General features: G+C 37.5%; 15 protein-coding genes. All 15 read left to right on the forward strand.

What is annotated here, in order from left to right; all coding sequences use genetic code 11:
* Positions 1–269: 269 nt before the first annotated feature.
* The gene (locus tag RV17_RS05045) at positions 270–1,127 is read left to right on the forward strand and encodes a phosphate ABC transporter substrate-binding protein PstS family protein (RefSeq protein ID WP_067483810.1); all 858 of its coding nucleotides are present in this window, start codon (positions 270–272) and stop codon (positions 1,125–1,127) included.
* Positions 1,128–1,241: 114 nt separating this feature from the next.
* Entirely contained in the window at positions 1,242–2,162 is a 921-nt protein-coding gene (gene pstC, locus RV17_RS05050; RefSeq protein WP_067483811.1) for a phosphate ABC transporter permease subunit PstC, read from the forward strand.
* A gap of 1 nt (position 2,163) precedes the next feature.
* A complete protein-coding gene (gene pstA, locus RV17_RS05055) occupies positions 2,164–3,048 on the forward strand; it encodes a phosphate ABC transporter permease PstA (RefSeq protein ID WP_067483814.1) in 885 nt (294 codons plus the stop codon).
* A 15-nt stretch (positions 3,049–3,063) separates the two neighbouring features.
* On the forward strand, positions 3,064–3,870 hold the full coding sequence (gene pstB, locus RV17_RS05060; protein ID WP_067483816.1) for a phosphate ABC transporter ATP-binding protein PstB: 807 nt from the start codon (positions 3,064–3,066) through the stop codon (positions 3,868–3,870).
* Positions 3,871–3,885: 15 nt separating this feature from the next.
* The gene (gene pstB / locus RV17_RS05065; RefSeq protein WP_067483817.1) at positions 3,886–4,644 is read left to right on the forward strand and encodes a phosphate ABC transporter ATP-binding protein PstB; all 759 of its coding nucleotides are present in this window, start codon (positions 3,886–3,888) and stop codon (positions 4,642–4,644) included.
* A gap of 12 nt (positions 4,645–4,656) precedes the next feature.
* Positions 4,657–5,334 (forward strand): phosphate signaling complex protein PhoU, encoded by a 678-nt coding sequence (phoU, locus tag RV17_RS05070; protein ID WP_067483819.1) that lies wholly within the window; start codon positions 4,657–4,659, stop codon positions 5,332–5,334.
* Positions 5,335–5,851: 517 nt separating this feature from the next.
* Positions 5,852–7,423, forward strand: a complete 1,572-nt coding sequence (gene liaX / locus RV17_RS05075) for a daptomycin-sensing surface protein LiaX (RefSeq protein WP_067483821.1) — start codon at positions 5,852–5,854, stop codon at positions 7,421–7,423.
* 172 nt (positions 7,424–7,595) lie between these two features.
* On the forward strand, positions 7,596–7,901 hold the full coding sequence (locus tag RV17_RS05080) for a PspC domain-containing protein (protein ID WP_067483823.1): 306 nt from the start codon (positions 7,596–7,598) through the stop codon (positions 7,899–7,901).
* Complete coding sequence (locus RV17_RS05085) at positions 7,901–8,254, forward strand: phage holin family protein (protein WP_067483825.1); 354 nt, start codon at positions 7,901–7,903, stop codon at positions 8,252–8,254. The genes RV17_RS05080 and RV17_RS05085 overlap by 1 nt, the downstream gene beginning before the upstream one ends.
* Before the next feature lie 203 nt (positions 8,255–8,457).
* A complete protein-coding gene (hprK, locus tag RV17_RS05090) occupies positions 8,458–9,393 on the forward strand; it encodes an HPr(Ser) kinase/phosphatase (RefSeq protein ID WP_067483827.1) in 936 nt (311 codons plus the stop codon).
* An 18-nt stretch (positions 9,394–9,411) separates the two neighbouring features.
* Positions 9,412–10,245: a prolipoprotein diacylglyceryl transferase gene (lgt, locus tag RV17_RS05095; RefSeq protein ID WP_071868691.1), complete on the forward strand. Its 834-nt coding sequence runs from the start codon at positions 9,412–9,414 to the stop codon at positions 10,243–10,245.
* Between the two features lie 39 nt (positions 10,246–10,284).
* A complete protein-coding gene (locus tag RV17_RS05100) occupies positions 10,285–11,316 on the forward strand; it encodes an NAD(P)H-dependent glycerol-3-phosphate dehydrogenase (RefSeq protein WP_067483831.1) in 1,032 nt (343 codons plus the stop codon).
* A gap of 14 nt (positions 11,317–11,330) precedes the next feature.
* Complete coding sequence (galU, locus tag RV17_RS05105) at positions 11,331–12,245, forward strand: UTP--glucose-1-phosphate uridylyltransferase GalU (protein ID WP_067483833.1); 915 nt, start codon at positions 11,331–11,333, stop codon at positions 12,243–12,245.
* Positions 12,246–12,404: 159 nt separating this feature from the next.
* Positions 12,405–12,845: a DUF948 domain-containing protein gene (locus RV17_RS05110; RefSeq protein WP_067483835.1), complete on the forward strand. Its 441-nt coding sequence runs from the start codon at positions 12,405–12,407 to the stop codon at positions 12,843–12,845.
* A 2-nt stretch (positions 12,846–12,847) separates the two neighbouring features.
* Entirely contained in the window at positions 12,848–13,429 is a 582-nt protein-coding gene (locus tag RV17_RS05115) for a YtxH domain-containing protein (RefSeq protein WP_071868692.1), read from the forward strand.
* Positions 13,430–13,734: the final 305 nt, after the last annotated feature.

The raw sequence follows: 13,734 nt of genomic DNA on the forward strand, positions 1-13,734 counted from the left end.
CTCAGAAATGAAGAAAACGTCTCAATCTACTTTCATGAACTTTGGGGTATTTCTTGTTTTTTGGGGAAAGCAAGAAATAAGTTCACTCAAGTCTTTATTCAAGAGACACATTTCAGAAATAGTATAGCATAGTCAAAAATAATGAGATAGTTTTATTTTTATTTTATCAAGAATAACTCATCAATTCGTTATTTAATGATTTTGATTCATTTTCAATAAACAAGGAAAATGTTAGAATAAAATTACTTTATGACTAAAGGAGATTTTTAATGAAAAAATTAAAATTATTATTACCAGTATTGGGATTAGCCGTTCTTTTATCTGGATGTGCGAAATGGATTGATCGCGGGGAATCAATTACAGCGGTAGGTTCTTCTGCATTACAACCGCTAGTTGAAACGGTCGCAGAGAGCTATCAAACAGAAAATCCTGGAAAATTTGTTAATGTCCAAGGTGGCGGCAGCGGAACGGGATTATCTCAAGTTCAATCTGGTGCTGTGGACATCGGTAACTCTGACTTATTTGCGGAAGAAAAGTCTGGGATTGATGCAAAAGCTTTAGTAGATCACAAGGTTGCTGTCGTTGGAATAACACCGATTGTGAATAAAAAAGTGGGCGTTTCAGCTATTTCCATGGAAGAGTTAAAAAAACTATTTACTGGTGAAATCAAAAACTGGAAAGAACTTGGTGGAAAAGATCAAGCAGTGGTTATTTTAAACCGAGCTTCTGGAAGTGGAACCCGTAGTACGTTTGAAAAATGGGTATTGGATGGTGAGTCTGCAATCCAGGCACAGGAACAAGATTCAAGCGGCATGGTTCGCCAAATTGTTGCCGACACACCGGGGGCAATCAGTTATGTTGCCTTTTCTTATGTAACAGACGAAGTAGCAACGCTTAAAATCGATGGCGTGGAACCAACAGATGAAAATGTGACAACAAATGAATGGACCATTTGGGCATATGAACATATGTATACAAAAGGAAAACCAACGGAGTTAACGGATGAATTTTTAGCGTATATTCTTTCAGACGAAATTCAAAATAATATCGTTGGCGAATTAGGCTATATTCCAGTTTCACAGATGAAAGTGGAACGTGATTGGGAAGGAAATATCATTTCTGAATAACCTTTACAAAAAATTTACAAACTTAGCGAAACTTTTACATGTTATTAAAACCAAATTGATGTTTGTTTTGTACACTGAACAAGTATGTTAAACCTGAGCAAGGGGGAGTCATCTGTGGAGGATGTAAAAAAAGTATTATTAACAAAATCGAAGCGTTCAAAAATGGAGCAACGTGGAAAATTTATTAGTTTTCTTTGTATCGCTTTAATTGTTTTAGTGGTATTAGCTATTTTTTATTTTGTTGCAAGTAAAGGGTTAGCGACTTTCTTTGTCGACAAAGTGAATGTGTTCGACTTTTTATTTGGGACGAGTTGGAATCCAAGTCAAGTTGGTCCAGATGGAAAACCGATGGTTGGGGCATTGCCAATGATCACAGGTTCATTTATCGTGACATTTTTATCTGCCATCATCGCAACACCATTTGCTATTGGTGCTGCAGTTTTCATGACGGAAATTTCGCCGAAAAACGGAACAAAAATTTTACAGCCAGTAATTGAGCTGTTAGTTGGTATTCCATCAGTCGTTTATGGTTTTATCGGTTTATCTGTGATCGTGCCGTTTGTTCGTAACGTCTTTGGCGGTACAGGGTTTGGAATCTTAGCCGGAACATTTGTCTTGTTTGTTATGATTTTGCCAACAGTAACAACGATGACTGTAGATGCATTGAAGTCTGTTCCTCGACATTACCGAGAAGCATCATTAGCTTTGGGAGCAACGAGATGGCAAACGATCTATAAGGTAGTTCTTAGAGCAGCTGTACCTGGAATTTTGACAGCAGTTGTTTTCGGAATGGCACGTGCCTTCGGGGAAGCTTTGGCGATCCAAATGGTGATCGGGAATGCAGCGTTGATGCCAACTAGCTTAACAACACCAGCTTCAACTTTGACTTCGATTTTAACAATGGGAATCGGTAATACGATCATGGGCACGATTGAAAATAATGTGTTGTGGTCCTTAGCATTGATCCTATTATTGATGTCATTATTCTTTAATATTGTTATCCGCATGATTGGTAAGAAGGGAGCCTTAAAATAATATGAATGCAAAACGTTCCGATAAAATCGCAACTGGTATTTTATATACCGTTTCTGGAATCATTGTCTTGATTTTGGCTGCTTTGTTACTATATATTTTAGTGCGTGGAATTCCTCATATCTCTTGGTCTTTCTTGACTGAGCCATCAAAAGCTTATCAAGAAGGTGGCGGTGTAGGTATTCAATTATTCAACTCGATTTATTTATTATTGATTACAATGATTATTAGTTTCCCTTTATCACTTGGTGCGGGAATTTATCTATCCGAGTATGCAAGCAAGAACTGGATGACAGATGTGGTTCGTACTTCTATTGAAATTTTGAGTTCATTACCTTCTGTCGTAGTTGGTTTGTTTGGTTTCTTGGTCTTCGTTATTCAGTTTCAATATGGTTTTTCCATTTTGTCTGGTGCGTTAGCGTTGACTGTCTTTAATTTGCCACTTTTGACAAGAACAGTGGAAGAATCATTACAAGCTGTTCATTACACACAACGAGAAGCTGGTTTAGCTTTGGGCTTATCACGTTGGGAAACAGTTTTAAAAGTCGTAGTTCCAGAAGCAACACCTGGAATTCTAACGGGTGTAATCTTAAGTTCTGGAAGGATTTTTGGGGAAGCGGCTGCTTTGATTTACACAGCAGGACAAAGCGCGCCAGCTCTTGATTTTAGTAACTGGAATCCACTAAGTGTTTCAAGTCCGATTAGTATCTTCCGCCAAGCGGAAACATTGGCTGTTCATATTTGGAAAATCAATACTGAAGGAACGATGCCAGATGGCGCTGCTGTGTCAGCCGGAGCATCTGCCGTATTGATCATTGCAGTCTTGCTCTTCAACTTTGGGGCACGTGCGATTGGGAAACGGTTATACCGTAAAATGACTTCAGCCTAAGGAGAAGAAGAAACTATGAAAGAATACAATTTGAATGATACAAATATCATCACGATGCCTCCTGAAAAGAAGATTGCTTTACACACTGAAGATTTACATGTTTGGTATGGTGATAACGAAGCAATCAAAGGTGTTGACTTAGAATTTGAAAAAAATAAAATCACTGCATTAATTGGTCCTTCTGGTTGTGGGAAGTCAACTTATTTACGTTCGTTGAATCGAATGAATGATGGTATTGCAAACACAAAAATCACTGGGAAGATCATGTATAAGGATGTTGATGTCAACGCACCCCAAGTCGACGTTTATGAAATGCGTAAACGAATCGGTATGGTGTTCCAACGTCCGAACCCATTTAGTAAATCCATTTATGAAAATATCACGTTTGCTTTGAAGCAACATGGGGAAAAAGACAAGAAGAAGCTAGATGAAATCGTTGAAACTAGTTTGAAACAAGCTGCCCTGTGGGAACAGGTCAAAGATAACCTTGATAAAAGTGCTTTAGCCTTGTCAGGAGGGCAACAACAACGTTTATGTATTGCTCGTGCGATTGCAATGAAACCAGATATTTTATTACTGGATGAGCCAGCAAGTGCATTGGACCCTATTTCTACTGGGACAGTTGAGGAAACGTTGGTGAACTTAAAAGAAGATTTTACCATCATCATCGTGACACACAACATGCAACAGGCTGCGCGTATCAGTGACTACACGGCATTCTTTTACTTAGGAAAAGTAATCGAATATGATCAAACGAAGAAGATATTTACTAGACCGAAAATTCAAGCAACCGAAGATTATGTGTCCGGTCATTTTGGTTAAAACGGAGGCTTCATTATGACAAAAGAAATTATTTCATCAAAAGATCTTCATTTATATTATGGAAAAAAAGAAGCTTTAAAAGGAATTGACTTAAGTATCAACCAAGGTGAGATTACGGCGATGATTGGTCCTTCAGGTTGTGGAAAGTCAACCTACCTGCGTTCATTGAATCGAATGAATGACTTGATTCCTGGTGTAACGATCACCGGAAGTGTGCTGTATAAAGGAAAAGATATTTACGGTCCTAAAACTGATACCGTTGAACTACGCAAAGAAATCGGCATGGTATTCCAACAGCCTAATCCTTTTCCTTTTTCAATCTATGAGAACGTTATTTATGGATTGAAACTAAAAGGCGAAAAAGACAAAAAAGTGTTAGATCAAGTAGTTGAAGAAAGTCTAAAAGCCGCTTCAGTTTGGGATGATGTGAAGGATAAACTGCATAAGAGCGCTTTGTCTTTATCAGGTGGACAGCAACAACGAGTATGTATCGCACGTGTCTTAGCAGTCAATCCAGAAATTATTTTACTAGATGAACCAACAAGTGCACTTGACCCTGTTTCAACTGGAAAAATTGAAAGTATGTTGTTAGAATTGAAAGAGAACTATACGATGATTATGGTCACACATAACATGTCACAGGCTTCTCGTATTTCAGATAAGACAGCTTTCTTCTTAGATGGTCATTTAATTGAATTCAATGATACAAAGAAAATTTTTATGAATCCAGAAAAGCAAGAAACAGAAGATTACATCTCAGGACGATTCGGATAAGGGGGAAATAAAATGCTACGAACGCAATTTGAAGAGGAATTATTAAATCTTCATAATCAATTTTATGAAATGGGTATGATGGTAAGTAGTGCGGTGCATAAGTCTGTTCGCTCTTATGTGAAGCATGACAAAGCCCTGGCACAAGAAGTAATCGAAAACGATACAAATATCAATGATATGGAAATTCGTTTAGAAAAGAAAAGCTTTGAAATGATTGCTTTGCAACAACCAGTAACGACAGACTTGCGCATGATTATTACCGTTATGAAAGCAAGTTCTGATTTGGAAAGAATGGCGGATCACGCGGTATCTGTTGCAAAATCAACGATTCGTGTCAAAGGACAAACGAGAATTCCTGAAATCGAAAAAGAAATCTCGGACATGTCAGACTATGTGAAGAAAATGGTTGATAATGTGTTGGTTGCCTATGTTAAAACGGACGAAAAAGACGCTCGGACAATTGCCAACATGGATCAACGTGTAAATGAGTATTTCAATCGAATCTACAATGCAACAATCAAAAACATGGAAGCAAATCCAGAAACAGTCATTAGCGGAACAGACTATTTGAATGTTGCTAGTTACTTGGAGCGTATTGGTGACTATGTTACAAATATTTGTGAGTGGATTGTTTACTTGGCAACAGGTAAGATTACGGAATTGAATACGACCCATGATGAGATTTTTTAAAAAGGTTGTGGCGCAAAGCGGTCAGCTCCGAAAAAATAATGAGTAACTAACAAAAATAGCTTTTCATATTTTTTGACAGTTATGAATTATTTCGAGGAGTTGTTTTGGGAACACCGTGAAAAAGGTTGTGAAAGAAGTGCACAGCTCCAATAAATAAGAATAAATTTTCAGAAATTGCTTTTCAAATTTTTGTGAAATTTAGACTTATTTAGCAGGAGTTACTTCTTGAACACCGTGGATAAAATTTGTGACGCAAAGTGTTTAGCTCTGACAAGATAGCGAGTGTTCCAAAAAGTTAGTGTCAAACAATAAAAAATGAACTTACCTTTAAGAGATTGGGGGAAAACGCACTTTGTTTTCTTCCAATCTCTTTTTTTAGTATGATTAGAATAGTAGGGAATGACGGAAGGTGGAGAAAAAGTTACATCTTAAGTCCTATGACATTTTCTTCAAATGAAGGCATAATATGGATGTAAGGAAAAGTTGCAAACAATATTTGCTCAAGGAGGCAATTTCCATGAAAGAAAGAGAACGTATTTTAGACTTAGTAAAAAAAGGAATCCTTTCGACTGAAGAAGGCTTAGATTTGTTAGAAAGTATGGCAACTGAAAAAGACGAAAAGTCAATTAAAAAAGAAGCAGACAAAGTAACTGCTAGTCATAAAGAAAAAGATCAAGTAAGTCAATTGATGGATGATTTAGAAAATGATGCAGAGGAAACCTTCACTGATTCTGAAGTGGATCCAAAGGAAAAAGAAAAACAAGATCAAGAAAACTTAGAAAAAATTCTTGATGAGCTAGCAACAGAAGCAAACAAAGCATCTGCACATTTAGATGAAGTGAATGCTGAATTACAAGAAAATCGACAAGCACGCAATGACAAACAGGAAGCATTGATGCAGTTGAATACAAAAGAAGAACTAGATGAGCTAACCGCAGAAGAACTTGAACAACGTCAAGCGTTGGAAAGTGAAATCCAAACGTTAGAAGCAGAAGGCAATAAGCTAGTTGAGCAACAATTGAAGCTCGAAGCAGAATTAAAAGATATTCGTAAAAATCAATGGTCAGAAACGAAAGATTCAATTGCTGAAAAATTTGACTTACCAGATGATTGGAAAGAACAAGCAACAGACACCTTGAACCAAGTTGGCGAAAAAATGTCTGAAGCGGGTAGCCAATTAGGCAAGTTCTTGAAGAAAACGTTTCAAACGGTTTCTGATTCTGTGAACGACAACATGGAATGGAAAGATGTTAATTTACGTGTTCCTGGTATTGCAACAACGAAATTCGAACATGAATTTTACTATGAAGCACCAGAAGCAAGTATCATCGATATCAAAGCAGCAAACGGAAACGTGCTTTTGAAAACGTGGGATAGTGAAGATGTCAAAGTAGAAGCCAAAATCAAACTCTACGGAAAAATGACAGCTGAACCATTTGATGCCTTTTTAGAAAGAAGCCAAATCGAAGTCAATGAAGACCACATTTCTTTCCAAATTCCGAATAAACGTGTACGAGCAGACCTTGTTTTCTACTTACCAACACGCTTATACGACCATGTAGCAATCAAATTGCTTAACGGAAATATCACAATTAAAGGTTTAGAAACAAAAGACACTTATGCGAAATCAACGAATGGAAATATCCTAATTAATGATTTGACAGCAACTATGTTAGAAATTGAAGGAGTCAATGGCAATATTGACGTGAATCGCGGTCAAATTTTAGACTCAATCATTGAAACGGTCAACGGAACAGTCACCATGGCAACAACGCCTGAAAATGTTTCGGTATCATTAGTCAATGGGGATGTTCGCTTGACATTAACAGAGAACTCATTAAGAAAAGTCGAAGCAAGCTCTGTCAATGGAAACGTGAAAGTAGCGTTACCGGAAACATTAGGTGTCGAAGGACATGCAAAAACAAGCTTAGGCAGTATCAATAGCCGCATGAGTGAGTATGATGTTGTCCGCGAAAAGAAAGAAAGAACCAATCAAATGTTACAATTCCGCCGTATTTCTGATACAGGAATTGCCCAAGTTCAATTATCAACCACAACAGGAAACATCTTTTTGAAAGATGCTGAGTAAGGGAACGCTTATTAAATAGAAAAACAAATGTGAGATGGACACAGGATAGCCCAAAAAAATGGGCTATTCTGGGTTGTTCATTCTAGTCTGTGTAGTCGCCAAAAAATAAGTGGAACAGACTTTTGTTTCCCAATATTTTCGATTAAAATAGATAGGACAGAGGTGAAATAGAATGAAAAAAAAATTAACGAAATCAACTGATAATATTGTATTAACCGGTACACTTGCGGGAATTGCAGAGTTTATTGGTATTGATCCAACAATTGTTCGTGTGGTGTATGTCTTTTTGAGTCTTGTTGCATTTGGCAGTCCAATTATTTTGTACATTTTACTAGCTGTCATCATACCGTCTGGTAAATCTTCTCGTACAAACTATGGTCACAATAATGAATATTACCAAAAAAATAATTATCGCGAACAAACGAATAAACGCAAAGAAGCTGAAAAAATCGATGATGATGATTGGAGTGACTTCTAATGTCTTATTTCCAACGAATCGTTGTGAATACTTTGACATTCATTTCACTAGCAGTCCTTTTTCCCCAAATGATCCATGTGAGTAGCATTTGGACAGCGGTGTTAGCAAGTTTTGTTTTATCGGTGTTAAACATGTTCGTCAAACCGATTTTAACAATTTTATCTTTACCGCTGACCTTAGTTACTTTTGGATTGTTTAGCTTTGTAGTGAACGCAGCAATATTAAAATTGACTTCCTTCTTTGTTGGAGCAGCCAATTTTGGATTTGCATCATTTGGAGCAGCATTTCTAGTAGCAATTGTTATGTCATTAGTAAATGTTGTTGTTAGTGAGCATAATTTAAATCGTCAGTAACTACGAAAAGACACCAACTAAAAAATCATCATTTCTTTATTCAGCAAGAGAAAAAAGAGATTGCAGGGAAAGTTCAATAGACTTTTCTTGCAATCTTTTTTATTTGAAAAAGAAATAAACCGTTTTTTTTATTTGGTAGTAAGTTTGGGTAGACAATGATAAAATGAAAACGAACACCCTAATAGAAATGAGGTAGCATGAATATGGCAGAAGTAGTTAAAGTTAGCCAACTGGTTGAAAAATTATCTTTAGAAATCGTGACCGGCGATGAAAAAAGTTTAGAACGTGTCATAGTCACAGGTGACATTTCACGTCCAGGCTTAGAACTGACTGGTTATTTTAGTTATTATTCACATGATCGGCTTCAATTATTTGGAAGCAAAGAAATTAGTTTTGCAGAGCGCATGATTCCAGAGGAACGTTTGATGATTATGCGACGTTTATGCAGCGAAGATATGCCCGCGTTTATTATCTCCAGAGGTTTATCTGCACCAGAAGAAATGATTCAGGCTGCAAATGAACATGGGATGGCTGTCTTGCGCTCACCAATTTCAACATCACGTTTGTTAGGAGAACTTTCTAGCTATTTAGACGGACGATTGGCACCACGAACAAGTGTCCACGGTGTTTTAGTTGATGTCTATGGACTAGGTGTCTTGATCCAAGGAGATAGCGGAATTGGTAAGAGTGAAACAGCATTAGAATTGATCAAGCGTGGTCACCGTTTGATTGCAGATGACCGAGTGGATGTTTATCAACAAGATGAATTAACCGTGATTGGTGAGCCGCCAAAAATCTTGGAGCATTTGATTGAGATTCGTGGAATTGGCATCATCGATGTCATGAACTTATTTGGTGCAAGTGCGGTACGTGGTTCGATGCAAGTCCAACTGGCTGTCTATTTAGAAGCTTGGGCGAAAGATAAGAAATATGATCGATTAGGCTCAGAGGATACGTCGGTTGAAATTGCAGAAGTCGGCATCCCACAAATCAAAATTCCAGTTAAGACTGGACGAAATGTGGCTATCATCATTGAAGTTGCTGCGATGAACTTCCGTGCGAAAACAATGGGATTCGACGCAACAAAAACATTTGAAGAACGATTAAGTCGTTTAATCGAAGAAAATTCAGGAAATTAATAAATAAGGAGTGACAAAATGCTCGCACAAATCAATCGAGTAGCGTTTGAGCTTGCCGGAATCCCTATTTATTGGTATGCATTGATCATTGTTTCAGGGATCATTATTGCCATGTGGCTAAGCACTAGAGAAGCAGTCAGAGTCGGTATGAAAGCAGATGACGTGACGGATTTTATGCTATGGGGATTACCGCTTTCAATCATCGGTGCTCGTTTATATTATATTCTTTTTGATTTACCTCAATATATTGCAGACCCAATCCAGATTTTTAATATTCGCTCAGGTGGGTTAGCTATTTATGGTGGATTGATTGCTGGTGGACTTACGATGTATTTCTTTACCAAGTATCACTTTATCTCACCGTGGACTTTTCTTGACATTGCAGCGCCTAGCGTGTTGCTTGCACAAGCCATTGGTCGTTGGGGAAACTTTATGAATCATGAGGCTTTTGGGCCGGAAACAACTCGTAGCTTTTTAGAAAGTCTACATTTACCACAGTTTATTATTGAAAATATGTACATTGATGGCGCGTTTCGCCAGCCGACTTTTCTCTACGAATCAGTATGGAGTTTGCTTGGTGTCATCTTATTATTGGTGTTGAGAAAACGACCACATTTGCTTAAAAAAGGAGAAGTTTTTCTTTTATATCTTATCTGGTATAGTTTCGGACGTTTCTTTATCGAAGGGCTTCGAACAGATAGCTTATACTTCCTAAATATCATTCGCATTTCTCAGTTACTCTCAGCAGTACTATTTATTGGAACCATCGTCGTATTCATTTTACGTCGTAAAAAAGATAAAAATTTAACAGATTATGATCGAAGTTTTGGTGATAATCAATCAATTATTTAATGATCAAGCAAACAATGTTCCGTGCAAAGGAGTGGTTAAATGCAACAAAAAATCGCAGTGTTAGGTCCTGGTTCATGGGGGACGGCACTAGCCCAAGTGCTTGCAGAAAATGGTCATGATGTAAGAATCTGGGGACACCGAGCAGAACAAGTAGCTGAAATCAACACAAAGCATACGAATCAACGATATTTACCAGAACTGAAATTAGCAACAGCTATTCGGGCGTTTACCGAAATGGCAGAAGCCTTAGCTGACGTAGACGCTATTTTATTCGTGGTGCCAACGAAAGCGATTCGTTCTGTAGCGCAAGAAGTTGTGATGAAAATGACGCCGAATACGAAACCTGTCATCATTCATGCCAGCAAAGGATTGGAACAAAAGACACATAAGCGTATTTCAGAAATCTTATTAGAAGAAATTCCAGTGGAACAAAGAAAAGCAGTCGTTGTCTTATCTGGTCCAAGTCATGCTGAAGAAGTAGCCAACCATGATATTACGACAGTTACAGCAGCAAGTACGAATACAGAAGCTGCAAAATATGTCCAACGATTATTTATGAATGACTATTTCCGAATTTACACCAACCCTGACGTCATTGGAGTTGAGATGGGGGCAGCGTTAAAAAACATTATTGCAATCGGCACAGGAGCAATTCATGGGCTAGGCTTTGGTGATAATGCAAAAGCTGCAATCATGACAAGAGGATTAGCTGAAATCAGTCGCTTAGGTGTTGCAATGGGTGCTAACCCTTTAACTTTCATTGGGTTAAGTGGTGTTGGTGATTTGATTGTCACAGGGACTAGTGTTCATTCTCGTAACTGGCGTGCCGGCAATTTATTAGGGCAAGGTCAAAAATTACCCGAAGTATTAGAAAACATGGGAATGGTAGTCGAAGGCGTTAATACGACGCAAGCAGCTATGGAATTGGCCAATAGTATGGGTGTGGAAATGCCAATAACACAAACGATTTATGAAGTCCTTTATGAGGGAAAAGACATCAAAAAAGCAGCAAAAGAAATTATGTTACGTGATGGAAAAGTTGAAAATGAATTTTCATTAACTATTTTTTAAAGGAGTCGTCAATCATGAAAGTAAAAAAAGCAGTTATTCCAGCAGCAGGATTAGGAACAAGATTTTTACCGGCTACGAAAGCAATGGCAAAAGAAATGTTACCAATCGTGGATAAACCAACGATTCAATTTATTGTCGAAGAGGCATTGAAATCTGGAATTGAAGATATTTTGATTGTTACTGGAAAAGCTAAACGTCCAATCGAAGATCATTTTGATGCCAATATTGAACTAGAAACAAATCTTCGTGAAAAAGGGAAAAATGATTTATTGAAATTGGTTGAAGAAACAACAGATGTCAATCTACATTTTATCCGACAATCTCATCCTAAAGGGTTAGGACATGCTGTTTTGCAAGCAAAAGCTTTTATTGGGAACGAACCATTTGTTGTAATGCTTGGTGACGACATCATGGAGGACGACATTCCATTAACACAACAACTAATCAATGACTACGAAGAAACCCATGCTTCAACCATTGCTGTAATGGAAGTCCCACATGAAGAAACATCAAAATACGGTATTATCAATCCTGGTGGCGAGCTAGAAAAAGGTCTTTACAATGTGAAAAATTTTGTAGAAAAACCAGATCCAAGCAAAGCACCAAGTGATTTAGCAATCATTGGTCGTTACTTATTGACTCCAGAAATTTTTGAAGTGCTAGAAAACCAAGAACCTGGTGCGGGAAATGAAATCCAATTAACGGATGCAATTGACACGCTGAATAAAACGCAACGTGTCTTCGCTCGTCAGTTTACTGGTCAACGTTTTGATGTAGGAGACAAATTTGGGTTTATGAAAACAAGTATTGAATATGGATTAAAACATCCAGAAGTCGGTGCACCATTAAAAGAATATATTATTGAGTTGAGCAAAACATTAGCAACTCCAGCAAAAGAAACAAAAAAAGTTGAATCAAAAGAAAAATAAGTTACTTTTGCGTAAGTAAGAAAAAGCTTCAACTACTCATAGTTTACTGGTAGTTGAGGCTTTCTTTTTTGATAAAAGTAAGAATCGGTAGTATTTTATTTGTCTAAAAAAAACGTAAATGCTATTCTTAAGAGGAGAGGCAAGGGAAGGAGATTGATTATGACAGGCGGAGAAATCGCAGGATTGATTGCAGCAATAGCTTTTGCAGTGTTAGTCGTGTTTTTAGTACGTATCTTGATGCAAGTATCAAAAACATTAGAAAAAGTTGATAAGACTGTTGCAGAAGCGAATACAACGATTGCAGTTGTAACAAAGGATGTAGATATCCTTTCAAGACAAGTAGAGGGACTACTTGTGAAGAGTAATGATTTGCTTGAAGATGTCAATGGAAAAGTTGCAACGATTGATCCATTGTTTACAGCTGTAGCTGATTTAAGTGAAAGTGTTTCAGAATTGAATTCTTCAAGTAAAAATTTGGTAACAAAAGTTGGCGGCTTAGGAAAAACAACTGCGCAAGCGACAGTTGCTGGTAAAGTCGGTGGAACAGCAATGAAATTTTTTAAAAATAAAAAACAGAATGAACAGACAGGAGGAAAATAAATATGGCTAAAAAAGGTGGATTTCTATTAGGTGCAGTGATTGGTGGAACAGCAGCGGCAGTTGCAGCATTATTGTTAGCACCAAAATCAGGAAAAGAGTTACGCGATGACTTAGCAGCACAAGCAGATGATCTATTAGACGCAGCTTCAGATTATACTGACCTTGCAAAAGAAAAATCTGCAGAGCTAACGGATATTGCAAAAGAAAAGGCTGCTGATCTTTCACAACAAGCTGGTGAGTTAGCCGGCAACATCAAAAACAAAGTTGACCAAACTGCGGAGCAAGCAAGCGATGAATCAGATGATATTTTATTGAATCTGAAAGAACAATCAGCAGATTTATCTGATCGTTTTAAAAAATCAGCAGATGAATTAAAAGCACAAACTGCAGATTTAGGTAGTCTTGCAAAAGACACAACAGCAGATATTGCAGAAGATGTGAAGGATTCTGCAGTGCAAGCAAAGGAAACAGTGAAAGATGGTGTTGCAGAAGCAAAACCTGTCGTTGAAGATACAAAAGATTTAGCAGACATGGCAAAAGAAGATGTGAAAGATGCTGCTAAAAAAGTTGTAGAAGAAAAGTAAGCTACACTGATAAAAAGACGGATCGGAAATTATTCCGACCCGTCTTTTTTGCTAGATATCGTGGTGTTCCCAAAGCAACTCCTCGACATAGCTTACATTCACTTCAAAATATGGAAAGCTATTTTGTGTTTCTACTCGACATAGCTCACACTCACTTCAAAATATGAAATGCTATTTTGAGTGCCTACTCGCTATCTTTTCGGAGCTAATCGCTTGGTGTCACAACCTTATCCACGGTGTTCAAGAAGTAACTCCTTCAAAATAAGCCTAAATTTCACAAAAATTTGAAAAGCAATTTCCGAAAA

The sequence above is a fragment of the Enterococcus thailandicus genome, assembly GCF_001886265.1.
Taxonomy (GTDB): domain Bacteria; phylum Bacillota; class Bacilli; order Lactobacillales; family Enterococcaceae; genus Enterococcus_B; species Enterococcus_B thailandicus.